20 protein-coding genes are annotated in these 26,769 nt (G+C 55.1%); 9 read left to right on the top strand and 11 right to left on the bottom strand.

The window, feature by feature from the left end; translation table 11 throughout:
• Positions 1–195: 195 nt before the first annotated feature.
• Positions 196–2,379 (bottom strand): DNA helicase II, encoded by a 2,184-nt coding sequence (gene uvrD / locus KGD89_RS25610; protein WP_025262578.1) that lies wholly within the window; start codon positions 2,377–2,379, stop codon positions 196–198.
• A gap of 235 nt (positions 2,380–2,614) precedes the next feature.
• Here uvrD and KGD89_RS25605 point away from each other — a divergent pair, with 235 nt between their 5' ends.
• From KGD89_RS25605 to KGD89_RS25595, 3 genes are all read left to right on the top strand, one after another.
• Positions 2,615–5,110 (top strand): putative bifunctional diguanylate cyclase/phosphodiesterase, encoded by a 2,496-nt coding sequence (locus tag KGD89_RS25605; protein ID WP_025262577.1) that lies wholly within the window; start codon positions 2,615–2,617, stop codon positions 5,108–5,110.
• Between the two features lie 167 nt (positions 5,111–5,277).
• Positions 5,278–6,144, top strand: a complete 867-nt coding sequence (gene hexR, locus KGD89_RS25600; protein WP_025262576.1) for a transcriptional regulator HexR — start codon at positions 5,278–5,280, stop codon at positions 6,142–6,144.
• Positions 6,145–6,238: 94 nt separating this feature from the next.
• Positions 6,239–6,460: a PA3496 family putative envelope integrity protein gene (locus KGD89_RS25595; protein WP_074569067.1), complete on the top strand. Its 222-nt coding sequence runs from the start codon at positions 6,239–6,241 to the stop codon at positions 6,458–6,460.
• On the opposite strand, the gene KGD89_RS25590 is transcribed toward KGD89_RS25595, so the two are convergent.
• Complete coding sequence (locus KGD89_RS25590; protein WP_025262575.1) at positions 6,411–7,364, bottom strand: LysR family transcriptional regulator; 954 nt, start codon at positions 7,362–7,364, stop codon at positions 6,411–6,413. The genes KGD89_RS25595 and KGD89_RS25590 overlap by 50 nt on opposite strands.
• 223 nt (positions 7,365–7,587) lie before the next feature.
• On the opposite strand from KGD89_RS25590, the gene KGD89_RS25585 reads away from it, so the two are divergent.
• Together KGD89_RS25585 and oadA are read left to right on the top strand one after the other, a co-directional pair.
• Positions 7,588–9,003, top strand: coding sequence for an acetyl-CoA carboxylase biotin carboxylase subunit (locus tag KGD89_RS25585; protein ID WP_025262574.1), 1,416 nt, complete (start codon positions 7,588–7,590; stop codon positions 9,001–9,003).
• A 103-nt stretch (positions 9,004–9,106) separates the two neighbouring features.
• Positions 9,107–10,912: a sodium-extruding oxaloacetate decarboxylase subunit alpha gene (gene oadA / locus KGD89_RS25580; RefSeq protein ID WP_025262573.1), complete on the top strand. Its 1,806-nt coding sequence runs from the start codon at positions 9,107–9,109 to the stop codon at positions 10,910–10,912.
• 100 nt (positions 10,913–11,012) lie between these two features.
• On the opposite strand, the gene KGD89_RS25575 is transcribed toward oadA, so the two are convergent.
• The 3 genes from KGD89_RS25575 to KGD89_RS25565 are packed head-to-tail and all read right to left on the bottom strand — an operon-like array spanning position 11,013 to position 12,782.
• Positions 11,013–11,684 carry a GNAT family N-acetyltransferase gene (locus KGD89_RS25575; RefSeq protein ID WP_025262572.1) on the bottom strand — a complete coding sequence of 224 codons (672 nt, stop codon included), beginning with the start codon at positions 11,682–11,684 and terminating at the stop codon, positions 11,013–11,015.
• Between the two features lie 16 nt (positions 11,685–11,700).
• Positions 11,701–12,147 carry a GNAT family N-acetyltransferase gene (locus tag KGD89_RS25570; protein ID WP_025262571.1) on the bottom strand — a complete coding sequence of 149 codons (447 nt, stop codon included), beginning with the start codon at positions 12,145–12,147 and terminating at the stop codon, positions 11,701–11,703.
• A gap of 11 nt (positions 12,148–12,158) precedes the next feature.
• Entirely contained in the window at positions 12,159–12,782 is a 624-nt protein-coding gene (locus KGD89_RS25565; protein ID WP_038400110.1) for an FMN-binding negative transcriptional regulator, read from the bottom strand.
• Between the two features lie 89 nt (positions 12,783–12,871).
• Between KGD89_RS25565 and pdxR the strand changes: the two genes are divergently transcribed.
• From pdxR to KGD89_RS25550, 3 genes are all read left to right on the top strand, one after another.
• A complete protein-coding gene (pdxR, locus tag KGD89_RS25560; RefSeq protein ID WP_025262570.1) occupies positions 12,872–14,428 on the top strand; it encodes a MocR-like pyridoxine biosynthesis transcription factor PdxR in 1,557 nt (518 codons plus the stop codon).
• A gap of 93 nt (positions 14,429–14,521) precedes the next feature.
• A complete protein-coding gene (locus KGD89_RS25555; RefSeq protein ID WP_025262569.1) occupies positions 14,522–15,733 on the top strand; it encodes a YeeE/YedE family protein in 1,212 nt (403 codons plus the stop codon).
• A 137-nt stretch (positions 15,734–15,870) separates the two neighbouring features.
• Complete coding sequence (locus KGD89_RS25550) at positions 15,871–16,749, top strand: bestrophin family protein (RefSeq protein WP_038400109.1); 879 nt, start codon at positions 15,871–15,873, stop codon at positions 16,747–16,749.
• Positions 16,750–16,872: 123 nt separating this feature from the next.
• Here the strand turns inward: KGD89_RS25550 and speC are convergent, their stop codons facing one another.
• The 4 genes from speC to KGD89_RS25535 all read right to left on the bottom strand — a co-directional run bounded on the left by speC (position 16,873) and on the right by KGD89_RS25535 (position 21,942).
• On the bottom strand, positions 16,873–18,771 hold the full coding sequence (gene speC / locus KGD89_RS25545) for an ornithine decarboxylase (protein ID WP_275896342.1): 1,899 nt from the start codon (positions 18,769–18,771) through the stop codon (positions 16,873–16,875).
• A complete protein-coding gene (locus KGD89_RS26110) occupies positions 18,722–19,972 on the bottom strand; it encodes an MFS transporter (RefSeq protein WP_025262566.1) in 1,251 nt (416 codons plus the stop codon). The genes speC and KGD89_RS26110 overlap by 50 nt, the downstream gene beginning before the upstream one ends.
• Before the next feature lie 123 nt (positions 19,973–20,095).
• Positions 20,096–20,488, bottom strand: a complete 393-nt coding sequence (gene speD / locus KGD89_RS25540; RefSeq protein WP_025262565.1) for an adenosylmethionine decarboxylase — start codon at positions 20,486–20,488, stop codon at positions 20,096–20,098.
• Between the two features lie 38 nt (positions 20,489–20,526).
• Positions 20,527–21,942: a radical SAM protein gene (locus KGD89_RS25535; protein WP_025262564.1), complete on the bottom strand. Its 1,416-nt coding sequence runs from the start codon at positions 21,940–21,942 to the stop codon at positions 20,527–20,529.
• A gap of 600 nt (positions 21,943–22,542) precedes the next feature.
• On the opposite strand from KGD89_RS25535, the gene KGD89_RS25530 reads away from it, so the two are divergent.
• Entirely contained in the window at positions 22,543–24,147 is a 1,605-nt protein-coding gene (locus tag KGD89_RS25530) for a glucan 1,4-alpha-maltotetraohydrolase domain-containing protein (protein ID WP_025262563.1), read from the top strand.
• Between the two features lie 36 nt (positions 24,148–24,183).
• Here KGD89_RS25530 and KGD89_RS25525 read toward each other — a convergent pair whose 3' ends face one another.
• Positions 24,184–25,188, bottom strand: a complete 1,005-nt coding sequence (locus KGD89_RS25525; RefSeq protein WP_025262562.1) for an asparaginase — start codon at positions 25,186–25,188, stop codon at positions 24,184–24,186.
• A 26-nt stretch (positions 25,189–25,214) separates the two neighbouring features.
• The gene (locus tag KGD89_RS25520; protein ID WP_025262561.1) at positions 25,215–26,666 is read right to left on the bottom strand and encodes an alanine/glycine:cation symporter family protein; all 1,452 of its coding nucleotides are present in this window, start codon (positions 26,664–26,666) and stop codon (positions 25,215–25,217) included.
• Positions 26,667–26,769: the final 103 nt, after the last annotated feature.

Raw genomic sequence — 26,769 nt, 5'->3', positions numbered from 1 at the left:
CGTTGTATGAATGCATGCGCGCCATGTTGCACAGGAGGGCAGTCGATGGCTAGTGCGTTAATGTTTCGGACTTTTGCATGAGGTCCGTAAGACCTGTCTATTTGGGCGGTAGGCGGTGAAATAAAGTGCTGTAGGAATTTTCTTCCACGCCCCAGTAGCGAATTCATTCGCGAATGAATTCGCTACTGGGTGGGATCAGATCGGGACCAGCTTCGCATAGCCCATCATCAGCCACTTGCTGCCTTCGGAGAAGTTGACCTGCACCCTGGCCTGGGCGCCGGAGCCCTCGAAATTCAGGATCACGCCTTCACCGAATACGGCGTGCTGTACGTGCTGGCCCAGCGTGAACTGGGTTTCGGGGATGCCGGTGCCCGTGAACAGGCTGCTGTTGCTGACTTTCTGGGTGCCACCGAAAGGACGACTGACGCTATTGGACAGGCGCACTTCCTGGATCAGCGTCGGCGGAATCTCGCGAACGAAGCGCGACACCTTGTTGTAGGTTTCGCTGCCATACAGGCGACGGGTTTCGGCGTAAGTCATCACCAGTTGCTGCATGGCGCGGGTGATACCGACGTAAGCCAGACGGCGTTCTTCTTCCAGACGGCCGGGCTCTTCCAGGCTCATCTTGTGCGGGAACAGCCCTTCTTCCATGCCCACCAGAAACACGTAAGGGAATTCCAGGCCCTTGGCGCTGTGCAGGGTCATGAGCTGAATGCTGTCTTCGTGCTCCTGAGCCTGCGTGTCGCCAGCTTCCAGCGACGCATGGCCGAGGAAAGCTGCCAGCGGGGTCAGTTCTTCATCGTCTTCATTGTTCTCGAAGTTGCGCGCAGCGCTGACCAGTTCCTCAAGGTTTTCCACCCGTGCCTGACCTTTTTCACCTTTTTCCTGCTGGTGATAAGTGATCAGCCCCGATTGCTCGATGACGGTCTGGGTCATCAGGTGCAAGGGCATTTCCATGACCTTGGCCGAGAGGTTTTCGATAAGTTCCATGAACACGTTCAAGGCACCGGCAGCGCGGCCGGTCAGGCCCTTGTTGGCCACCAACTGACGCATCGCTTCCCACATGGAGATGTCGGTATGGCGGGCATGCTCGCGAATCGCCTCGACCGTCTTCTCGCCAATGCCCCGTGCGGGAACGTTGATGACCCGCTCCAGCGCGGCATCGTTGCCACGGCCTTCCAGCAGGCGCAGATACGCCATGGCGTTCTTGATCTCGGCGCGCTCGAAGAATCGCTGGCCGCCGTAGATGCGGTAAGGAATGCGCTCGCGCAGCAAGGCTTCTTCCAGCACCCGCGACTGGGCGTTGGAGCGATACAGAATGGCAATGTCGTTACGCGACAGGCCGGTCTTCAAGGCGCTTTCGATGGTTTCGACCACGTAGCGCGCTTCGTCGTGTTCGTTGAAGGCGGCATACAGGTTGATCAGATCGCCATCGCCCACGTCGGTCCACAGCTCTTTGCCCAGGCGACCGCTGTTATTGACGATCAGGCCGTTGGCAGCCTTGAGAATGCTTGCCGTCGAGCGGTAGTTCTGCTCCAGACGGATGACTTCGGTATCCGGGAAGTCCGACGAGTACTGATGAATGTTCTCGATCTTCGCGCCACGCCAGCCATAAATGGACTGGTCGTCATCGCCCACCACCATCAGGCTGTCGCCGCCCTGGGCCAGCAGTCGCAACCAGGCGTACTGCACGGCGTTGGTGTCCTGGAATTCGTCCACCAGCACATGGCGGAAGCGCCGCTGGTAGTGCGCCAGCAGGCCGGGATGATCGCGCCACAGGTCCAGCGCACGCAGCAGCAGTTCGGAGAAGTCGATGACGCCGGCGCGCTGGCAGGCGATTTCATAGGCTTCGTAGATCGACTTCATGGTGGCCAGGAACAGATCGCCGCCGGCCTGGATATGTTTGGGGCGCAGGCCTTCGTCTTTCTGGCCGTTGATGAACCACTGGGCCTGACGTGCAGGCCAGCGCTGTTCGTCCAGCCCCAGTTCGCGGATCACGCGCTTGACCAGACGTTGCTGGTCGTCGCTGTCCAGAATCTGGAACGTCTGTACCAGCCCCGCTTCCTGCCAGTGTGCACGCAGCAGGCGATGCGCCAGCCCGTGGAAGGTGCCGACCCACATGCCTGCCGGGCTGATGCCCATCAGTTGCTCGATGCGATGACGCATCTCGGCGGCGGCCTTGTTGGTGAACGTCACCGACAGGACCGAATGCGGGGAGGCTTGCTCGACCTGCATCAGCCATGCGATGCGATGCACCAGCACACGGGTTTTACCGGAACCAGCGCCGGCCAGGACCAACTGACGACCCAGAGAGGCAGCTACGGCCTGACGCTGGGCATCGTTGAGGGAATTCAAAAGGAGAGAGAGATCATCGCGCATCGCCGCATTCTAGGGTGCTGCGCCATGGCGGGCAAACCATGCTTTGTCATGGGTAATAAAAAAGTCGTCGATGCTGACGATCGGTCATGTGCGACGGCGAATGGCGTCCCCTGTGTCGAAGTTGTGCAGAACAGCGCTGAAAGTCACCGTTTTATGATGGCGGCAGTTTGGTCTAGCCCAGCGCTTGTGTATGCTCGGCACATGCCAAGGTCTTATCAAATACAAGAACCCCGCCATGCCTTTCAGCTTCAGTGCCCACGATGCTTCTGACACCAGCCGGCGGGCCATTCGCAAGAAGTTCGCGACCCGGTTGAGGGTTGAGCGCACGCGCATGCTTTATCAGGGTTCATTGCTGCCGACCCTGTTCATGTTCATCAGTGGTCTGGTCTGCGCATGGCTGCTCTGGAGTCCTGAACGCTACGTGCTGGTCAGTATCTGGCTGGTCTGGCTGGCGGTGCTTGTGGGCTTGCGTGTCATTCAGGTTGCAGCGTTCCGGGCGGCATCTCCCGAACGTCAGGCGCAACCGGTCTGGCGGCGAATGTTTCTGCTCGGCGCGGTGGTCAGCGGTCTGACTCTGGCCTGTGCGGCCATGGCCCTGGTGCCCGTGACCAGTTTCGAGCAGCAGGCCTGGGTGTTCGGCATGATTGGCGGCGCAACGCTGTGCGCCAGCGTGGCCTATGCCGTCAGCCTCACGGCGTTTCTCACCTTCAGCCTGTCGTGTCTGTTACCTCCCATCGTCTATCTGTTTATGGGGGGCGACGTGCCTTTGCGTGGCTGGGGCTGGCTGGGTCTGATTCTGTTGTTTGCCCTGATTGTGGTGGCCTGGCAGATCAATCGCCTGATACTGCGCAGCCTGTTGCAGCGTTTTCAGAACCAGGCCCTGATCGAGCATTTGCAGCAGGCCCGGGCCAAGGGCGATGAACTCAATGAAATTCTGGGCCGGGAGGTCGAGCAGCGTCGTCAGGCCGAGCACAGTCTGCGCGAGGCTCAGGCCGGTCTTGAGGAGCGTGTTGCGCAGCGTACCCTGGAGCTTGAGGCCGCCAATCTGGCCTTGAGCAAAAGCCCGCCGCGTCTGGCCGAGAAGGTTTTCGATGCGGTCAGCGAAAGCATCATGATTTTCGACCCGCAGTACCGGATTCTCACCATCAATCAGGCTTTTTCCCGGCTCACGGGTTACACGCCTGAGGATGTAGTGGGGCGTCAGGTCATGGATATCGCCAGCAGTCGCGATGCACGCCGTCACTTCCAGGCCATTCACCATGCCCTGGAGCAGACCGGAAGCTGGCAGGGCGAGCTGGTTGAGGCGCGCAAGAACGGCGAGTTGTATCCGCAATGGCTGCAAATGACTGTCGTGCGCGATATTGCCGGCAATGTCAGCCATATTGTCGGCTTCTTTACGGATCTTTCGGCCAACCGCGAATCTGAAGAGCGTATGCGCTACCTCACGCATTTCGATGAGTTGACCGGTCTGGCCAATCGCTCGCAATTCAAGGAGCGCCTGCGCGAAGCGAATCAGCGGGTGCGTCAGGGCGGAAGAAGCCTGGCGCTGCTGCATATCAATCTGGATCGTTTCAAGCTGCTCAACGAGAGCCTGGGCCATGAAGTCGCCGATCAGTTGCTCAAGCATGTTGCCCGCCGCCTGATCAGCGCCATGCCGGAGGCGGACACCATTGCGCGTCTGTCCGGCGATGAATTTGCCGTGCTGTTCGATGCCTATGCCAACCTTTCCAGTCTGGCGCGTGTCACCAGCCGCTTGCTGAGCAAGCTGCGTACGCCTCTGTCGGTGGCGGGTAACGAACTGGTGATCAGTGCTTCGGTGGGTATCAGCCTGCTGCCGGACTCTGCCCGTGAAGTCTCGGCACTGGTGAGTCAGGCCAATATGGCGATGCGGCATGCCAAGCATCTGGGCGGCAACAATTTCCAGTTCTTCACCGAAAGCCTGCGGGCCAGCACCCTGGAGCGCCTGCAACTGGAAATCCAGCTGCGCAAAGCCATTGAAGATCACCAGCTACAAGTGTTCTATCAACCCAAGATGCTGTTGGAAAATGGTCGTCTGGATGCGGCCGAAGCACTGGTGCGCTGGCGTCATCCGACACGGGGCATGGTGCCGCCGGGCGAGTTCATTGGTCTGGCCGAAGAAACCGGCCTGATTGCCGATATCGGCGAGTTCGTGCTGCGCCAGGCCTGCTGGCAGGCTTGTGAGTGGCAGCGTCAGGGCTTTGAGCCGATCCGGGTTTCGGTCAATCTGTCAGTGCACCAGTTGCGGCAGGGCAAGCTGGTCAGTCTGGTGCGGCAGGTCCTGGACGAGACGGGGCTGGCGCCGCATTTGCTGGAGTTGGAGCTGACCGAAAGCCAGTTGCTCGACAGTGTCGAACACATCATCGCGACCTTTCAGCAGTTGCGTGAGCTGGGCGTCAAACTGGCCATCGACGACTTTGGCACCGGCTACTCTTCATTGAGTTATCTCAAACGCTTCCCGGTGGACTACGTAAAGATTGATCAGGCGTTTATTCGTGGCCTCGATGACGGCACGGAAGATGCGGCAATCACCCAGGCGATCATCGCCATGGCTCACAGCCTGGGGCTCAAGGTCGTGGCCGAGGGTGTGGAAAACGAGAAACAACTGGAGTTTCTGAAGGCGCAGGGTTGCGATGAAGTTCAGGGCTATCTGATCAGTCGACCGCTCGAAGCGTCAATGATGGAGGGCATGTTGAGCCTGGCCCGGCAATAGTGGCAGCGTTCCAAAATGTAGGATTATTCCCACAAAAAAGGAAGATTTATCATTCAATGGCTTGTGTATGACGTTCAGGGCTCGTTTAACTGGGCGGCTCGCAGGTCATGTAGTATAACTACAAGAAAGCTACAACCCGCCCACCGCATCATTAGCGAGTCTGCCTCTTGAATCTGCTGCAACACATCGCCCAGTCACGTAATCTGCTGCGCAAGTCGGAGCTCAAGGTAGCCGACCATGTGCTGCTTGACCCTGCGGCCGTGATGCACAGTTCCATGGCTGACCTGGCCCATAGCGTCGGGATCAGTGAGCCGACCATCGTGCGCTTCTGTCGCGCCATCGGTTGCACGGGCTTTCAGGACCTCAAGCTCAAGCTGGCGCAGAGCCTTGCCGCCGGAGCGAGTTTCGGCCAGTTCGCGATTCACGAAGACGATTCGGTTGCCGATTACAGCCTGAAGATTTTCGACACCACGCTGCACACCTTGATGGAAGTGCGTGAAAACCTCGATCCCCATGCCTTGCAACTGGCCGTGACCGCCATGGCGGGCGCCAATCGTGTGGAGTTCTATGGTTTCGGTGCGTCGGGTGCGGTGGCGGCCGATGCCCAGCACAAGTTCTTTCGCCTGTTGCTGAGCGCTGCGGCCTACTCGGACCCGCACATGCAGGCAATGTCGGCAGTGACTTTGAAGCCAACCGACGTCGCGGTGTGCATTTCCCAGTCCGGTCGCTCCAAGGATCTGCTGATTTCGGCGAACCTGGTTCGCGAAAGCGGCGCCACACTCATCACGCTATGCCCGAGCCAGACACCTCTGGCCGAGCTGTCGTCGGTCAATCTGGCCATCGATGTACACGAAGACACCGAAATCTACACCCCGCTGACTTCGCGCATCGCGCATCTGGTGGTGATCGATGTGCTGGCAATGGGCGTCGCCATGGCTCGCGGTCCGAGCCTGGTCAACCACCTCAAGAGCGTCAAACGCAGTCTGCGCAGCCTGCGACTCTCGCCCAAGTCGGTGAAGGCCCACGAGGATTGAGGGTCGAACCTTCATCAACTTGTCACGCATTCGCCGCCTGATCGTCATGCCCTCGCGCCACTCTGTACTCCCGCAACGTATTGGGAGACAGGACATGGCTCGGCATTACGATGACTTACCCAACAGCACCGTCAAGACTCGTCGTCAACAGGAAGACCAGCGCCGAATGGAGTTTCGTCGCGCGATTGAAAGCTACTGCGAAGCGCGGCAGCTCAATCAGGACCTCTGCGATTACATGGACAGCATGACCGGCAACCACTGGCAGGCTAACCAGCCGTCCGAGGACGCCCGTCGAAGCGTTCGACAAGCTGGCTGATCTGCGCACGTTCGGTGCGGATGAACGCAAGGAAGGCGTGAGCGACGGGAGACAGGCGTTTATCCCTGGCTTGTACCACGCACCAGCTTCGGTAAAGCGGTAACTCGGCCACTGGCAGTTCCTTGAGGGCGCCGGTGGCGAGTTCCATGCTGACGGCGTGACGGGTCAGCAGCGCCAGCCCGAGCCCGGCGACCACGCATTCGCGTTGTGCTTCGCTGGATGACACTTCCTGTGTCTGGGTGAAATGCACGCGCTTTTCCTTGACGTACTCCTCACAGGCTCTTCGTGTCCCTGACCCTGATTCGCGAATCAGCAGCGGCCAGGGCTCCAGGTCTTTCAGGCTCAGTTGTTCCCGATCACACAGCGGATGGTTCGCCGGTGCGACGGCGACAATCGGGTTGTTGAGAAAAGGCAGGAACTCCAGGCCCATGTCCTGAGGCACCATGGACATCACCACCAGATCGTCGCGGTTGTCCGACAGGCGCCGGATGACCATGGCGCGGTTGACCACGGTCAGGTTGAGGATGACTTCCGGGTGCTGGCGCTTGAAGGCTGCGAACACGTGCGGGATGAAATATTTGCAGCTCGACTCGATGGCCAGTTTCAACTGGCCCTGCAATGAGCCCTGCATGTCGGAAAGCTGCATATCCAGGCTTTCCAGGCGGCCGAAGATGTCACGGCTGGCCAGTTGCAGCGCTTCGGCGGCTTCGGTCAGGTAGAGTTTTTTGCCGACATACTCGAACAGCGGCTGTCCGATCAGCTCTTCAAGCTGTCGGATCTGCAGGCTGACAGCCGGCTGAGTGAGGGACATTTCCTCTGCGGCGCGACTGTAGGAGCGCAGGTCGCACACTTCATTGAAAATTCGCAACTGACGCAATGTCATACGCATCAATGACTTACGCATGCTCAACAACTCCTGCCAATGGCTGAAGTGCTGACTATAAGCTTTTGCTTATGCCTATCCCAATTTTTACTCATTTTTATTAATCGATGATCAGGAATAGGGTGGCCCTGCGTCATTCAGTCACATACGCAGTTACAAAAAGTCAGTAACTACACTGCGTCATGCGGCCCCTGCGCCGACCGGCTCTGCCGGTTCGATAGTCCTTATGGTCGAGGAAATGCCAGTGATAACAAAAATCCTGATCGCCAACCGTGGAGAGATTGCTGTCCGGATCGTGCGTGCATGCGCCGAAATGGGCATTCGCTCGGTTGCGATCTTTTCGGACGCCGACCGGCATGCCTTGCATGTCAAACGTGCCGACGAAGCCTATAGCATTGGCGCTGAACCTCTCGCCGGTTACCTGAACCCGCGCAAGCTGGTGAACCTGGCAGTGGAAACTGGATGCGATGCGCTGCATCCCGGTTACGGCTTCCTCTCGGAAAACGCCGAACTGGCGGAAATCTGCGCAGAGCGCGGCGTGAAGTTCATCGGCCCGTCCGCAGAAGTCATTCGCCGCATGGGCGACAAGACCGAAGCGCGCCGCAGCATGATAAAGGCTGGCGTGCCAGTCACGCCGGGCACGGAAGGCAACGTTGCGGATATCCAGGAAGCCTTGCTTGAAGGCGATCGTATCGGTTATCCGGTGATGCTCAAGGCGACTTCCGGTGGTGGTGGCCGTGGCATTCGCCGCTGCAACAGCCGCGACGAACTGGAGCAGGCTTTCCCACGGGTGATTTCCGAAGCCACCAAGGCTTTCGGCTCGGCGGAAGTTTTCCTGGAAAAGTGCATCGTCAATCCCAAGCACATCGAGGCGCAGATCCTCGGTGACAGCTTCGGCAATGTGGTGCATCTGTTCGAGCGTGATTGCTCCATCCAGCGTCGCAACCAGAAGCTGATCGAAATCGCCCCCAGCCCGCAACTGACACCTGAACAGCGCGCCTATATCGGCGACCTGTCGGTGCGTGCCGCCAAGGCGGTGGGTTACGAGAATGCCGGGACCGTGGAATTCCTGCTCGCCGATGGCGAGGTGTATTTCATGGAGATGAACACCCGGGTTCAGGTTGAGCACACGATCACCGAAGAGATCACCGGCATCGACATCGTGCGCGAGCAGATTCGCATTGCGTCCGGCCAGCCGCTGTCGATCAAGCAGGAAGACATCATTCATCGCGGTTTTGCCCTGCAATTCCGGATCAATGCCGAAGACCCGAAGAACAACTTCCTGCCCAGCTTCGGCAAGATCACCCGCTATTACGCGCCCGGCGGGCCTGGCGTGCGGACCGATACGGCGATCTACACCGGGTACACGATTCCGCCGTTCTACGACTCCATGTGCCTGAAACTGATTGTCTGGGCGCTGACCTGGGAAGAGGCGATGGACCGCGGTCTGCGTGCGCTGGACGACATGCGCCTGCAGGGCGTGAAGACCACTGCAGCCTATTACCAGGAAATCCTGCGCAATCCGGAATTCCGCAGCGGCCAGTTCAACACCAGCTTCGTTGAAAGCCACCCTGAACTGACCAACTACTCGATCAAGCGCAAACCCGAAGAGCTGGCCCTGGCCATCGCCGCCGCCATCGCCGCCCATGCAGGTCTATGAATGTGTGAGCGGCAAGCTTTAAGCAACAAGCTGCAAGTAAAAGCCGATGGGTTCTTGCTTGCCACTTATAGCTTGAAGCTTGCCGCCATAAGGAGCTCCGAACATGTCCAAGAAAATCTTTGTCACCGACACTATCCTGCGCGACGCTCACCAATCGTTGCTGGCGACCCGCATGCGTACCGAAGACATGCTGCCGATCTGCGACAAGCTCGACAAGGTCGGCTACTGGTCGCTGGAAGTGTGGGGCGGTGCGACCTTTGATGCCTGTGTGCGGTTTCTGAAAGAAGACCCGTGGGAGCGCCTGCGCCAGTTGCGTGTGGCCTTGCCCAACACCCGTCTGCAAATGCTGCTGCGCGGCCAGAACCTGCTGGGCTACCGCCACTACAGCGATGACGTGGTGAAGGCGTTTGTCGCCAAGGCGGCGGAAAACGGTATCGATGTGTTCCGTATCTTCGACGCCATGAACGATGTGCGTAACCTGAAAGTCGCCATTGAGGCCGTGAAAGCGGCGGGTAAACATGCCCAGGGCACCATCGCTTACACCACCAGCCCGGTGCATACCATCAGCGCCTTCGTGGAACAGGCCAGGCAAATGGAGGCCATGGGTTGCGACTCGGTGGCGATCAAGGACATGGCCGGTCTGCTGACCCCTTACGCCACGGGCGAACTGGTCAAGGCATTGAAGGCCGAGCAATCGCTTCCGGTCTTTATCCACTCCCATGACACCGCAGGTCTGGCGGCCATGTGTCAGCTCAAGGCTGTCGAAAACGGAGCCGACCATATCGATACGGCCATCTCCAGCTTCGCCTGGGGCACCAGCCATCCAGGCACCGAATCCATGGTCGCGGCTCTCAAGGGCAGCGAGTTCGACACCGGGCTCGATCTGGAACTGTTGCAGGAAATCGGCTTGTGCTTCTACGCCGTGCGCAAGAAGTACCACCAGTTCGAGAGCGAGTTCACCGCAGTCGACACCCGCGTACAGGTCAATCAGGTGCCGGGCGGCATGATTTCCAACCTGGCCAACCAGCTCAAGGAGCAGGGCGCTCTCAGCCGTATGGGCGAAGTGCTGGCCGAGATCCCGCGTGTCCGCAAGGATCTGGGCTATCCGCCGCTGGTGACACCGACTTCCCAGATCGTTGGCACCCAGGCGTTTTTCAACGTGCTGGCGGGCGAGCGTTACAAAACCATCACCAACGAAGTGAAGCTGTACCTGCAAGGCGGTTACGGCAAGGCGCCGGGTGAAGTGGACGCCAAGCTGCGTCGTCAGGCCATCGGCAACGAAGACCTGATCGATGTGCGCCCGGCCGATCTGCTCAAGCCGGAAATGACCAAGCTGCGTGGCGAAGTCGGTGACCTCGCGCAATCCGAAGAAGACGTGCTGACTTACGCCATGTTCCCGGACATCGGCCGCAAGTTCCTCGAAGAGCGCGCTGCGGGCACCCTGAAACCTGAAGAACTGTTGCCGATTCCGGAAGCGGGCAGCGTCGCAAAGGTGGGCGGCGAAGGTGTGCCGACCGAGTTCGTGATCGACGTTCACGGCGAAACCTACCGTGTGGATATCACCGGCGTAGGTGTCAAGGCCGAGGGCAAGCGTCACTTCTACCTGTCCATCGACGGCATGCCGGAAGAAGTGGTGTTCGAGCCGCTCAACGAATTCGTCGGCGGCGGTGCCAGCAAGCGCAAACAAGCTCATGCACCGGGTCATGTCAGCACCACCATGCCCGGCAACATCGTCGACGTGCTGGTCAAGGAAGGCGACACCGTCAAGGCCGGTCAGGCCGTGCTGATCACTGAAGCGATGAAAATGGAAACCGAAGTCCAGGCCTCCATCGCCGGCAAGGTGGTTGCCATTCATGTTGCCAAAGGCGACCGGGTCAACCCTGGCGAGATCCTGGTCGAGATCGAATGACAGCAACGCTGTAGGAGCGAATTCATTCGCGAAAGGCCATTTCGCGAATCAACGATTTTCCTCGGGGGAGCACATGTGGCTCCCCTTTTTTATTTCCCGGTCATCCGCGAAACGCTTCCAGTCCCTTAATCTGCTGCCCATCCTTGAAGTTATCCACAGCCAGCCAGGCCTCGAAAGCCTTTTGCAGTTCGGGCCATTCGCTGTCGATGATCGAATACCAGGCGGTATCGCGGTTCACGTCTTTAGTCACCATATGCTGGCGAAAGAGCCCTTCGTAGCTGAAGCCGAAGCGATCTGCCGCACGCCGGGAGCGGGCGTTATTGGCGTTGCATTTCCACTCCAGTCGGCGGTTGCCCAGAGCAAAGGCTTCCCGGGCCAGCAAGTAGATGGCTTCTGTGCCTTTGGGGGTGCGTTGCATGCTGGCACCAAAGGTCACGTGGCCTATTTCAATACGGCCATGGGCGGCGACGATGGACATCAGGCTGATCACACCTTCGGTCATGCCTGTGGCCTGATCGACCACGCTGTAGAACCACGGGTCAGTGTCCTTGGCATGTCGCTCCAGCCAGGCATCGAAAGCCTCGCGTTCGTTGAACGGGCCGTAAGGCAGGTAATCCCAGAGCTTTGGATCGGAGTTCGGACCATTGAGCGCAAGCCACAGATCGTCGCCATGGCGTAGCGGGTCGAGTTTTTCCAGGCGAATGAAACGGCCTTCCAGCATCGTGCCGCCGGGAAGTGTTGCGGGTTGCCAGTGGAGCGGGATATCGGACATGAGCAGACTTCCTGCCTTAAAGGGCCTTGCGAAATTGAATGTAGCCGCCGCGTTCTGCGATGCGTTCGTAAAGCTGAATGGCCGTGGTGTTGGTTTCGTGGGTCAGCCAGTGAACCTTGTCGCAATCGTTGGCCTTGGCTGTAGCGTAGACATGTTCGATCAACCGCCTGCCGATGCCGGTACCGCGTTGTTCGGGGGCCACGATCAAGTCCTGTAGATAACAGGCATTCTTGATGCTCCAGTTGGAGCGATGGTAGATGAAGTTCACCATGCCCACTGCTTTGCCATCCAGCCAGGCCAATGCCGAGTGGGTGGTTTCGGCGGGGTCCAGGATGCGCTGCCAGGTGACATCACTGACGCCATCGGCCAGTTCGGTCTTGTAGAAGCGCAGATAGGCCTGCCACAACGGCAGCCATGCGCCGTGATCGTCGGCTGTTACGGGGCGGATTTGAACTGCGGTCATGACAATCTCCTTCAGCTCATCAAGCGAGCGATTTCCTGGTCTTTTGGATCATGGCTGGCAGCCAGGCCATCGCGTACCCCCTTAATATCCGGGGCGCTGCGGTTCTGGCTGAGTTTGCGTTTGCCCTGCAAGCGTTCGATGGGCAAGGCAAAGCCGACAATCGCGCCCAGCATCTTTTCGATGTACTCGGCCGGTGCATCATTGATGGACCAGGGCTGGGCACGACGGGATTCATGCTTGTCGGTGAGACGGCCGACCAGTTGGTGCAGGCGCTCGGGATCAGTGAAGACCTCGGCCTGGCCATAAGCGTGAACGGCCAGGTAATTCCAGGTCGGTACGACTTTTTCGTGCTCCGCCTTGCTCGGGTAAAAGGACGGGCTCACATAGGCATCGCCACCGGGGAATATCACCATGACCTCAGTCGGTTTTTCGAGTGCTCGCCATTGAGGATTGGCTTTGGCCAGGTGCCCGTAGAGCGTGCCGTTGGGGCCTTGTTCGCGGCTCAGTAACAGTGGCAGGTGCGTCGCCTGCAAGCCGTCTTCGTCCTGAGTGACGAGAATCGCCAGACGTGTCTGCTCCATCAAGTCCTGCAACTGCAGCGTGTCGTTCTCACTGAAGGCTTTGGGCGTGTACATGGCAATGTCCTTGGTTAATGGCTAAATCCTAGGCAAGCTATTGGTTCCTTGTAAGAGCCATTAACGATAGATTTCATAGGACCAATTCCATGCTTTCAGGCTCTCCCGCGTTTCCCTTGAACCTCGCCGGTATCGAACTGGACAGGCGCAGGGGCTTGAGTCGCCAGCTTTATCAGGTCTTGCGTCAGCGGATTCTCGATGGCGGCCTTGGCAGTGGCACGCGCCTGCCGGCCAGCCGTGACCTGGCCGAGTCGTTGTCGATTTCTCGCAACAGCGTGATGCGTGCCTACGACCAGCTTTACGCTGAAGGCTTCATTGAAGGGCGTATTGGTGACGGGACCTATGTCGCTCAGTTGCCTGATAAAACAGTGGTTGTTGAAAGTTCACCTGCGAAAAAATTATCCACTGAACTATCCACAGGCTTATCAACAAGGTTATACACATGTTTATCCACATTTCCCTCCGAAAATCTTCAAAATGCGCCGGATCAAGTTATCCACAGCCCAGCGATGGAGCTTCTGCAAAAGCATCATTTGAGTACCCCGATCAAGAGCGCGCCACGTGCATTCCGGGTGGGTGTGCCGGCGTTCGATCTCTTCCCTTTTGCCATATGGGGCAAGCTGAATGCAGCTTTCTGGCGCAAGCCGGACCTTCAACTGCTGGGCTATGGCGAGGCTGCCGGAGAGTGGCGACTTAGAGAGCTGATTGCCTTGTACCTGCGCTCGTCTCGCGGGTTGCATTGCTCGGCTGAACAAATAGTGATCACCAATGGCGCACAACAGGCCATAAGCCTTTGTGCACAGTTGCTGCTGGAGGCTGGCGACGGGGTTGCTGTGGAAAACCCTGGCTATCGTGCGGCGGGTCATGCCTTTGCTGTTGCGGGGGCGAGGTTGCAGGGTATTGCTGTGGATGAAGACGGCATGCGCTGTGCGGATCTGCAACAGATCGACTGCAAACTGGCTTACGTCACGCCCTCCCATCAATACCCGACCGGTGTGGTCATGAGCCTGGCTCGCCGGCTGGAACTGCTGGCCTGGGCAAAAAACAACCAGGGCTGGATCGTCGAGGATGACTACGACGGCGAGTACCGCTACAGCGGCGCGCCGCTGGCACCCTTGGCGGCGCTGGATGGGGCAGGGCGGGTTCTGTATGTCGGGACGTTCGGCAAAGTGGTTTTTCCGGCGTTGCGTCTCGGGTATCTGGTCTTGCCTCAGGGTTTGGTCAAGCCGTTCAGCCAGCGTCGGGGCGTGGACATGCGCCATTCCGAGGTCAGCACCCAGGCGGTGATGGCGCAATTTATCGCGACCGGTCACTTCCAGCGTCATATTCGGCGTATGCGCCGTGCGGCCTTGAGCCGTCGCAATGCACTGCTGGAAGGCTGGCCGGATAATCTTCCGGGCTGTGGCGCGATGCCCAGGGTCGTGGCCGGCTTGCACGTCATGGTCCGCGTGGACAGCCTGGCCCGTGAGCGCGAACTGATCGAAAAGGCCGAGAGTGTCGATGTCGAAATCAATGCCTTGAGCGATTACTGGCTGCCGGACTCCGCCGATCCTGTGGATAACCGCGCCGGGCTGGTCCTCGGATTTGCAGGCGTACCGGAAGCTGCCATTGCCGATGCATTGGCCAGGTTGCGTCGGGTCTGGTGATCGACAGGGCCGTGGTTATCGGACCAGAGCCCCAGTGGCGTACAACGAGGGGATATACTGCGCGGGACTGTTTTCCCTGCTGAGATTTTCCCAATGAGTACTTCCCTTTCGGCTGCGCCTTCGCGCAAGCCCGGTGCGACGTTGGTCGCTGTTCTACTGCTGTTGTTCGCTGCGCTTTTTTTGCTCAGTAGCACCAATGTGCGTCAGGTGCTGTTGCTGATCGTGGGTGCTGCACTGGGCCTTACGCTTTATCACGCTGCATTCGGTTTCACATCTGCGTGGCGGGTCTTCATCAAGGAGCGACGTGGCGCAGGCTTGCGTGCCCAGATGGTCATGCTGGCGTTGGCGGTTGTGCTGTTCTTCCCGGCATTGGGCGCGGGCACGCTGTTTGGTCAGCCGGTAAACGGGCTGGTCGCACCGGCAGGTGTTTCGGTGGTGTTCGGAGCGTTCATCTTTGGTATCGGGATGCAACTGGGCGGCGGGTGTGCCTCGGGAACACTGTTCACTGCCGGTGGCGGCAATGCGCGGATGCTGGTGACTCTGCTGTTCTTCATTCTCGGCTCCCTGATTGCGACTCACCATGTCGACTGGTGGTTCTCGCTGCCATCCTTCCCGGCCACGTCCATCGTCAAAAGCTTTGGCGTGATACCCGCTCTTGGCCTGAGCCTGGCGGTATTCGCGTTCATTGCGTGGCTGACGGTACGCCTGGAAAAACGCCGTCATGGCGAGCTTGAAGCGCCTGTCACCAGTGAGCACCGTGGCCTGCAGCGCTTCGTGCGCGGTCCCTGGATTCTGGTCTGGGGTGCGGTGGCCCTGGCGTTGCTGAACTATGCGACTCTGGCGCTGGCCGGACGGCCTTGGGGTATCACGTCGGCTTTCGCCCTGTGGGGTGCCAAAGTGGCAGGCAGCCTTGGCGTGGATGTCGGCAGCTGGGCATTCTGGCAGATGCCTGCTAATGCCAAGGCGCTGGCGGCTCCGGTCTGGGAAGACATTACCAGCGTGATGGACGTCGGCATCATGATCGGGGCCTTGCTGGCTGCCGGGCTGGCGGGGCGTTTTGCACCGAATCTGAATATCCCGGCGCGCTCGCTGATCGCTGCCGTGGTGGGCGGTCTGCTGCTGGGTTACGGTTCTCGTCTGGCTTATGGCTGCAACATTGGCGCGTACTTCAGCGGTATTGCCTCGGGCAGTCTGCATGGCTGGCTGTGGCTGATGGCGGCTTATGCCGGCAACGTTGTCGGTGTCCGTTTCCGGCCATTCTTTTTCGCTTCGGAACGCCCTCAAGTGGCCTTGAGCGGCTGCTGAGTGCGTCCGATTGTCTGGCATAAAAAGCGGTCGATGGCGAACCATCTGCGCTAAAGGCATTCAAACCCTCGGTAGTAGGTCGGGTATTTGCAGTCCCGCACTTTTATCGACGAGGTGATTCTTTGCGTCAGGCGATCATGGAGAAGTGCCGGTTTCTGAACAAGACAATCGGTTATGTGGGGTGGTCGCTTTTCTGGCTGCTGATCTGGGACGTGATTGTGACGGTCGACTTCATGTTGTACCTGGAGCGCAAGATCACCCTGCCATCGATGCCGTTGACGCTGCTGGGTTCGTCCCTGGTGGTGTTGATCAGCTTTCGTAACTCCAGCGCCTACAACCGCTGGTGGGAAGCCCGAACCTTGTGGGGCGCACTGGTCAACAGCTCCCGCAGCTTCTCCCGTCAGGCATTGACGCTGATCGATGATGAGGACGGCATCAATCCGATCAAGGCGTTGTTACTGCGTCGCCATGTGGCTTACGTGAAAGCCCTGGCGGCGCATTTGAAGGGTGACATCACCAAGGCCGATATACAGGCCCTGATTCCCCGCGAAGAGTTCGAGCGCCGTCTGGACACCAATAACTTCCCCAACGACCTGCTCAATGCCAGCGCTGCACTGATTGCCAACGAATACAAGGCCGGGCGACTGGACAGCATTCGCCTGGCGCGCCTCGAATCGACGATGGTGGATCTCTCCAACTGCCAGGGCGGCATGGAGCGGATTGCCAACACCCCGCTGCCGTATCCCTACGTCGCATTCCCCAGGTTGTTCATCACCCTGTTCTGCCTGATCGTGCCTATCGGTCTGGTGGAAACCCTCGGCTGGTTCACGCCGCTGGCGTCGACGGTCGTGGGCTTCATGCTGCTGGCCATCGAAAAGATCGGTACAGACCTGCAAAGCCCGTTTCGTGCCAGCGAACACGAAATCCAGATGACCGCGCTGTGCGAGAACATCGAGCGTAATCTGGATTCGATGCTCAGGGATGCGCGGAAGGAAAGTATCGTATGGGCCGAGTGATGATTGTATTCGCGAAGAGGATTTAAGATTAAAACGCATACTCTTCTTCGCGAATGAATCGCGATCTTAAAAGGCGTTACCATTAATGTAGCGATAACGCCCGCTCGTCACGGAGAGACATGACTATTTAACAACATAGACATAAAACTCCTGTTTTTTATTGTTTCCGATCTGTATGTGTACACCTTGGACATCTGGGCCAAAAGCGGGAAAGCTATTCATGATGTGTTCAATGGAAAGAATATAATCGAAAACGGGTCCTCCCCAACGCTCCCCTGGAGCAATGCAGATAATACCTGGTGGATAAGGTACAGCGCCTTCGGCAGCTACTCTACCCTCCGCCAATCTCAAAGGAATTAATTCTACCTCGCCTCGAATTAATTTGAGATTAGCCTTATAAGGATGCATATCCACATGTGGAAAATATGACTCGCTGAACATGTCGCGTTGTAGTTTTTTAAAATTGTATAAGGAATACAGGGAGTGCATTTCTTGGCAAATGTCTAATATCGTGTAGTTTGCATATCGATTTTTATGTTTTCTATAAGTACTTGGAATAACCTTTTTTAAAGGTGAGTTTTTATCCAAGTGAAGCTCAAACTGGCGTAGTTTGGAAACGAGGATGTCAATTTTTGAGCGTGACAAGGCGGGTGTTAATAAAAAAACGATGGAATTAAGGTCGCTTTTTTCGGGAACAATACCGTTTTCACGCAAATAATGCGCTAGAATGGTAGCAGGAACTCCAAATTCCTCATAGTTTCCCGTTGTTGCATTGACTCCGGGCGTGGTTAACAGAAGCTTGCAAGGATCTAAAAGATATTGAGAGTTGCCATAGCCTGAAAAATTGTGCCAGGCTTCATCTTTGCCGAATGTGAAGAAGCGCAAGTCATTCACAATGGTGTGAGTGTCAAAGCTTTGCCAGGATTTATTTTCAATGTGAGAGGGGATGAAGGGTTTTATCATTTTACATGAGGAAAATATGGCTTTTCGTGCTTCTACTCCCAACCGAACGCATTCTTCCCAGAGGCGCTTCCCGCTGCCTTCTGAGTGGATCTTTGCATTGATATCCAGCGACGCGAATAGAGGGTAAAAAGGGCTTGTGGAGGCATGTAACATAAAAGAATTATTGAAGCGATCATGGTTGCAGTAGTGTGGCGCTTGCTTAATATGATTGTCCTTTTTATGGATTTGTGAAGCTTGTGAAAAGCCTGCTAACTGTTTGTGAACTGATTGGGTGACAATGACGCCGGGGTCGGAGCCAGTAAGGTTCAGCAGGAGAGGGGAGCAATCACGCATCACCGGTATAAACTGCTCGTAACCTAGCCATGCAGAATCAAAAAGCACGTACTCGCAGAGATGTCCTATTTTTGCTATGACTTCTTTAGCGTTGTAAACCGTACCATCCCATGTTCCTAGTTGGAGAATAGCGAGTCTAAATGGTCGAGGCTTCAAGGCTTGCTCAGGAGCAACAAGCTTCAGTTTTTCTCGAAGATAGGACTCTTCAAAACAATGCTCTGGTATTCCGCCAATAAGCCCAAAATCATTGCGGGAGGTTTCTAAATAGACAGGAGTCGCTCCTGCCAGAATCAACGCGCCGTGATAGCAGGATTTATGATTGTTTCTATCAAACAGCACAATGTCACCCGGCGTCAGTAGTGCATTCGCAACGACTTTATTAGATGCGGATGTTCCGTTAAGAACAAAATAGGTTTTATCGGCGTTAAAAACTGTGGCTGCATATTCTTCGGCCTTCCCTGGCGGGCCTCCATGGCTTAGTAGTTCTCCAAGTACAGGGTCAGCGTGAGGCACATCCGCTCTGAATAAATTCTCTCCGAAAAAATCCAAGAATGTCTTTCCTGCCGGATGCTTCGAGAAAAAGTCTATACCCTGATGGCCTGGGCATGCAAAGGTGACATTGTTTTTGGAAACATACCGAGTAAGAGCGTTGAAGAAGGGGGGTAAAGGATGACTATTAGTCTGCGCTTTCAAAGACCCTGTGTTTTGCGGTTTTGTTTTTTTCATGGTTAGACCTTTTGATTTTAAAGTTTGTATATTTGGCTGCAGCTGCAATGAGTAATGCAATAATCGGAAATGATGCTCCGCCAATGAATAATGTGAAGGCACCGGATATAAGCCCTGATGCTGCCTCACAGGCGTTGGCAACAGTTGAGTGAATTCCATAATTCTTCCCTAACTCATCTTTAGTTGAAAGTGATTGAATGTTAGTGATGATGGAAATATCCACAATTGCGCCTGAAAAGCCCAAGAATATAATGAGAGTGGCAGCAAATATAAAACTGAATTTTAGAGCTATGGATACCAGCATGAAGAGCAAGCCATAAATCATCCAGGCATTCATTAATTGTGTTGGTGTGGTGTTTTTTATAAGTGCCGTATAGCTCAGGCCACCCACTACTGTGCCCGCAGACATAAGTGAAAATAAATAACCTACTAATACCTCGTCGTGATAGATTTCAATAATTGATGCAGGAAGAACAAACCGTAGCAACGATGCGGTAAACAAAACACAGACAGAAGTTCCGCCAATGACCATCAGTAGGTTATGATTGTGGTCGTACATTTTCGTGAGAGCGTTACAGGTGTCATTCAATACCGTCGAAAATGTAAAATCACTTTTGGATTCGGGGACGTTTAGATGCAGTCGTGATAAAGCTATTATCGAAAAAAAATAACCTATCGTGTACATGAGAATGATATGGCTTTTGTCCCCAAATGTTATTATTAGTGAAAATATTACAGGGCCTAGGATAGAGGATATATCCTCTATTATTTGCATTAGACTATTACCCGCGGGTAAGTCTTTTTCATCGAGAATAGTTGGTAGGTAAGACCGAAAGCTGGGTTGAAATAAACTTCGCCCTATGGTCATTATCATTGAGCAAATAACCAGTGTGAAAATTTCGAGTAATCCAAAGTAGTATAAGGTATATAGAACGGCAGCGACGGCACATCGTAATAGATCACTAAAAATCATGTTCGTTTTATAAGGCCGTCCATCGGCCAACCATCCCCCTATCGGGCCAGTGAAAAGATAAGGCAAAAATCTGAAAAAATAGACGAGCCCGATGTGTAGATAATTGAAGGAGAGCAGGTCTAAAGCAATCAGCGCAAAAGCTATTTCATATGCATAATCTCCTGTTTTTGATATAAGGCTTGATAAGGATAGCGGGAGTAGCTTTTTATTAAGAATAATCGTTAGCATTTAATACCTCGATGGTCCCACCTTTATAGATAGGTTTTCGTAATAGAAGCGCTGGCCGAATTCAAAAAAAGTAGGCGGGTTCAAAAGTATGTGCAGGATGTGCAAAGCTATTATAATAGTCGCTTAGATATGCTCAGGCGGTAAGCCGCTGCTGTCAGGGCATAAGTGACGTACGATAGAGGACTTGCTTATTGTGGTTGGTTTTAGTTTCAGTATCAGCGAGTCGACCATTAAGTCAGGGCTACAGTCACCGCATGTAAATATATCGAAAAACAGGCAGCCTATTTCTGGGTATGTATGGATTGAGGCATGCGACTCTGAAAGTAGAATTAATGTGGTGGCACCTTGTGGTTCAAATTTTTTGGAAATATAGCCGCATACAGTCGCCCCACCGATGGATATTGAATCAAGCAAACTGCCTTCTAAAAAGCGAAGATCATTTAAAAGCTCGAAATCTAATCCCGAGAGCTGTCCAAAAATATGTGTGCCAGAAAATGCTGGATGAGAAGTGTCCATAAGGTGTTGAACCTCTAAATAAGGGGGATACGTCTTGTTTATGCCCCGGTAGAAAATAGAATTTCATTTTTAGTGATATCTCGTGCCGATCCTGTTAATTGTTCTGCAATAAAGTTATCCAGTGCGTGCTGTTCGATATCAGGAAGCAGGTAATACATGAGGTTGACATAGTTATGCCATCCTGTTTTTGTCAGGTTAAGCTGGTGGCTATTTTCGATGATGAGCCCAGCATTTTTTAGTTGTTCAATTTTAAGTTTTGATTCAGCAGGTATTGAGTCATAGCGCATTCTGGATTTATCGACCGAGCCAAAATATGGAAGCCGCAGGGCGAGAGGCCTCAATAGGTCCAGCTCTGAACTATGCTGAGTGACATGAAATGTGTTTTCTGGATTATTATTTTGTGTGAATTGAGAGATATATTTGCTTCTTTGATTGGTGTTGATAAGTTTGGCACCATTAAGACTACTGATTGCACTGACTCCAAATCCAAGCAAGTCATGGTCTTGATAGCCGTATACGTGTTCATGATATTCAAACCTATAGGTATCTATTACAATGTCATTTTTAACCTCTTCAATTCCAACATTGCGGTAGCCATGGCCGTTGTGTGGCATGTATCCTCTTGACCGTAGATAAGTGTCCGCCAGCACATTCATTGACAGCTTTCTTGTTGCTGATGTCGGTAGGTGGTTCAGCTTTTTCAGCGTTCTATGCAATGCTGGTTGAGTCATTATATTATCAATAGGGTAAATATCTATATTGCTGACACCTGTGTCACTAGCGTGTTTTAAGTCGGATATCAATTCTTCTTCTGTATGTCCCGACATGCCATACAGTATGTCCACTGAAATGTTGTCGAATTTCTTGCTCAGAATATTTAAGCTATTATAAATCTGCTCTAAGGTTGCAGTTAACGTAAAGATATCTCTCCATTTCTTTGAAAAGCTTTGTAGGCCGAACCTTGGGTGTGTTACACCAATCTGTCGCATGGCTTGAGCTTTTTCCTGTGTAAGGCTTTTTACTTCTATTTCAAAAGAAAATTCCTTTACGTGGGTAAGATTAAAGTTTTTGTGCAGCACATGACCCACGCGTTCAATTTGTTCTGCGGACATCATAGAGGGCGTTCCGCCACCGAAAAATATTGCATTGATAGGTGGTTGACTTAAATTATATTCCTGAGCTTTCCATTGAATCTCATTGATGAGTGCTTGAACATAGAGCTCTATGATATTGCTGTCTGTTACTCTTCCTCGAGTAAAAGGACAAAAAGAGCACAGCGTGTCACAGAAAGGTATGTGTATATAAATCGCTCTATATTTAGCGTTTTTTGAAGAGTTTTCAATGATATTAGCTATCGATGCTTTTTCAACGGCAATGCCTGAGTTCGGGTAGAAAAAATTATAGACCGGGTACTGTATGTCAAAGGGTAGCAAGTCTCGCCCAATAATCTTCATGTTTGATCCTAGCTCGTGCACTGCACGATTACTTAATCGACAGTGCACGATTATCAGTGATTAGCGATCACCAGGCTTGCGACCTGAACTCTTTAGGCTTGTCAAAGTCTTGGTTCTTTACGAACAAATATTTAGCGCTTTTCATTGCATTTCTCCTTATTGGGTTTGTCCTCTTTTCCGAGGCCGTCTTGAATTTGCTTAATATCGTTTGATCAGTCAACCCCCAGAATTCGTGGGCGCGTGGGATTACTGACCAAAATTTGGTTATTTTTAATTCTCAGTGTAGGAAAGTTCGGGCATCGATTTATTGTGATTTTTGAACTTGCGCAGTCATTTCACGATCTTCATGTAGGACTTTGTAGGATTAAGTATTCTATTTTTTAGAAATGACACGTTACATTTACTTTTGTGGAAGGGATGTTGGTTATGTCCAGGAAATACTCGTTAGAGGTAAGGCATAGATAAGAAATTCTATTATTGGAATAAGAAATAGCTTTTTCGTAACCAATTGAAAGGACTCCCTGTCAGTTCTATCAGGTTACACGCCCACAGACGGTGCCTACTCTGGCGATAACTTCCTTCTTCCTGAGGAGTATCGCCATGAACCTTTTCAAGCTCGGTGCGATTTCAATCCTTCTGCTGGTGGCTCAGGTCTCCAGTGCAGAAGATCTTCGCGGCAATACCCCCGAGGGCACTCGTAGCGATGGCAATGATGAAATCGTGCTGCAGGGGTTTCACTGGAATTCCAGCCGCTCAAGCCCCGGGAGTTGGTACAGCACGCTCAAGACCATGGCTGCGCAGATCCGCGCCGATGGCTTTACCTCGGTCTGGATGCCGGTGCCCTGGCGTGATACTTCGCGCTGGAGCGATCCGGGGACCGGTGCTTCAGGGGGTGGCGAGGGGTATTTCTGGCAGGACTTCGACAAGAACAGTGCTTATGGCAGCGATGCCGAACTCCGGCAAGCGGTCGATGCCTTGAGCGCCGCCACTGTCAAAGTGATCTATGACGTGGTGCCCAATCATATGGACCGCCAGCATGTCGGGCCTGCGCTCAAGGAATCCCTGAGTGACAAGACGGATTGGCGTGATGGCTGCGACCAGTGTGACGATGGCGATCCGTTCATGGGCGGTGATGCCGATCTCAATACGCAAAAGCCTGAAGTGTTCAACCTCTTCAAGAACGAGTTCCTGAACCTGCGCGATCACTATTCCGCCGACGGCCTGCGTTTCGATTTTGTAAAAGGCTACAGTGCGACGACGGTGGATAACTGGATGAAGGCCTTCGGCGATCAGCATTTCTGTGTCGGCGAACTCTGGAAAGCGCCGAACGAGTATCCCGCCAACGACTGGCGACATAACGCCACTTGGCAGGATGGTCTGAAAGTCTGGTCCGATCAGTCGCATTGCACGGTATTCGACTTCGCGCTCAAAGAGCGTATGCAGAATGCCGGGCTCGCCGAATGGCGATATGGCCTCAACGGTAATCCCGATCCTGCATGGCGTGCCGCTGCCATGACCTTTGTGGATAACCACGACACCGGTTATTCGCCGGGAGCCAACGGCGGCCAGCATCACTGGTCATTACCTGAAAATCTTCGCGACCAGGCCTACGCCTATATTCTCAGCAGCCCCGGAACGCCAACGGTGTATTGGCCGGACATGTATGACTGGCCGCGTGGCCAACTGCTGCGCCAGTTGATAGAGATACGCCGCACTGCGGGTATCAAGGCCGATTCCGCGATCAGCTTTATGGACAACTATTCAGGGTTGGTGGCCGAAGTGACAGGCTCGCACCAGATGCTGCTGGTAGCGCTGGGCTCCAACTTCAAGAGCGAGAGTGTGCCGGGCAGTTTCAGCCAGGCATTGGTGGCGGGCGACAACGGTGCCATACGAATCTGGCGGGCCAAAGGGGTCGATGTGCAGTTTCGTTGCGACAAGGGCGAAACCCAGGTGGGCGAGGGCGTTTATGTCGTGGGGGCGGGCTTCGAGCTGGGTGAGTGGAACCCGGCACGGGCGGTGCGCCTGAGTGATGTGAGCCAGTATCCCGTCTGGAAAGGGCAGATCCGGCTTGCCGACAATACCCGCTATGAATGGAAATGCATCGTGCGCAGCGAGGCTGACCCGAACAAGGTCATCAAGTGGCAGGAAGGAGGGAATACAGTGTTTGTTGCAAATGAAAAAGGTAGCAGTGCTGCTACCTTTTAGATGCTGCTACTAGGTTCTGTTGTGGTGACGAGCTGCTTAACGCAGCTCTCCACACAGATCCAGCTCCACCAGACGCCGGACTTCTTCAATCTTCAAACCAGCACCCAGCAGCGCATGCAGTTTGCCAAGCGCTGCTTCGCGGGTCATGCCGCCACCGGAAAGAACGCCCACGCCGCGCAGGCGGCTGCCTGCTTCGTAGACGTCCAGTTCGACACCGCCTTCATGGCATTGAGTGATCGCAACCACGCAAATGCCCTGTTGTTGTGCTCGCTCCAGGCTGGCAAGGAACGCCGGATTATCGCTCGGGCCGGTGCCGCTGCCGTAGCATTCAAGCACCAGACCTTTGATGCCGCTGTCGATCAGGCCATCGATCTGCGCTGCCCCGATACCGGGAAACAGTGGCAATGCCGCGACATTTGCCAGCGTCTTGGGCTGGCGATAATCCAGCGCCTCAGGCAATGACGAGGCAGCCTGGCCGCCACGCGAGCGTTGCAGCGGTGCGAACGGATGACGACCGAAGCTGCGGATTTTCGCGCAGCGGGTCGGTGCCAGCAGTTCGCCGTGGAAGTACAGGTGAACACCCGATGCCAGACCAGAGCCCAAGGCAAGCAAGGCACCGTTGACGTTTTCCCAGGCATCGCTGTCCGGCACACCGGCTGGCAGCATGGAGCCGGTGAACACCACTGGCGCATTGAGTCCCAGCAACTGGAAGCTCGTTGCGGCAGCGCTGTAGGCCAGTGTGTCGGTGCCATGCAGCACCAGCACTGAGTCACAGCCATCCACATCCACGGCTTCGATCACCGCTTCGCGCAGGCGTAACCAGTAATCGGGCGTCATGTTGGCGCTGTCGATCAGAGGTGACATCTCGCGAAAACGCCACTGCGGCACGACCAGTCCAGGAAGGTCGGCCAGTTGCCCGGCCATCCTTGCCTCGAAACCGGACGCTGGAGCCAGGCCATTGGCGCTGGCTTGCATGCCGATGGTGCCGCCGGTGTAAAGAACCATCACTCGCTGAGCGGGTCGGGGTGCATCATGAGCCATGGTTCTCTCCTGCGGCATTTCGGTGGTTAGTGAGCTTGTGAAGCAGGTTTGCCTGCCGCTTCAGCACCAGTCTGAGGCTGTTGAGTCGGGTTGGCTGGCCATGCGTTGCGGTCCAGATCCAGATCCGGGAACTTGCTGGAGTCGAAGACCGGCGTCTTGATGCCTGCCTTACGCTGCTCATCGTAGTCACGCAGGATGCGCATGGCGACCTTGAACAGCAGGGCCAGGGCGATCAGGTTGACGAAGGCCAGCAGGGTCATGGCGATGTCGGCGAAGGCAAACACCGTCTTGAGGTCAACCACTGCGCCCCAGAAGATCAGAGCCAGAACTACGATGCGGAAGCCGACGATGGCCTGGATCTTCTCGCCTACCAGGAAGCGCAGGCTGTTTTCGCCCAGGTAGTAGTTGTAGAGGATCGAGGTGAATACGAACAGTGCCAGCGCAACGCTGATGAAGATCCGGCCCCAGTCGCCCACTACGGCTGCCAGAGAGTTCTGCGCCAGAACGATACCGTTGCCGCTGTAGCCTACGTCATAGATACCGGACAGCAGGATCAGCAAGGCGGTGCAGGTGCAGATCAGGAAGGTGTCGAGGAATACGCTGAACGCCTGAACCACGCCTTGGGAAACCGGGTGGTCGACCTGAGCGACGGCTGCAACGTTCGGGGCGCTACCCAGACCGGCTTCGTTGGCGAAAACGCCACGTTTCACGCCCATCACGATTGCGCTGCCGATCAGGCCGCCAAACACCGGGTCAAGACCGAAGGCGCTTTTGACGATGGTCAGCAGCATGCCTGGAACGTGTTCGATCTGAATGGCGATGACATAGATGGTGACCGCGATGTAGGCCAGGGTCTTGACCGGTACCAGCAGGTCGGAAATGGCCGCGATACGCTTGATGCCACCGATGAACGCCAGGCCCAGCAGGACGACCAGACAGATACCGGTGGTCGTGTGGTCGACGCCGAAAGCGCTATTGAGCGAGTCGGTCACGGCATGGGATTGCAGGCCGTTGAAGGAAAGACCGAAGGTCATGATCAGTAATACTGCCATGACCATGCCCAGCCAGCGCTTGCCCAGGCCGTGCTGGATGTAGAACGATGGACCGCCGCGGAACTGGCCTTCGGAGTCCTTGCGTTTGTAGAGCTGAGCGAGAGAACACTCGATGAAGCTGCTGGACATGCCGACCAGTGCGGTCACCCACATCCAGAATACGGCACCTGGGCCGCCCAGTGTCACGGCAAGGCCGACACCTGCGATGTTGCCTGCTCCGACGCGACCTGCAAGGCTGAGCATCAGTGCCTGGAACGAACTCAGTTGCCCCGAGCTGCTACGCAAGCTGTCGCGAAAAACCGCGAACATGTGAAAGAAGTGACGAAACTGAACGAAACGCGAGCGGATCGTGAAGTAACCACCAAGGCCTACGATAAGGACGATGAGGACCTTTCCCGAGAGGAAGTCGTTAATCATTTCCAACATTTTTGTTATTCCTCGCTACTTTTGAGGGGGCGCACTATACCGGTGCAAAGTTTTTACGTCTGTAGCCGCTTTGTTGTGTAACTGAATCTTCATTTGCGGTGCG

It is taken from the genome of Pseudomonas cichorii (assembly GCF_018343775.1).
GTDB classification, from domain to species: Bacteria; Pseudomonadota; Gammaproteobacteria; order Pseudomonadales; family Pseudomonadaceae; genus Aquipseudomonas; species Aquipseudomonas cichorii.
This window is presented reverse-complemented; position numbering and strand designations above follow the sequence as displayed.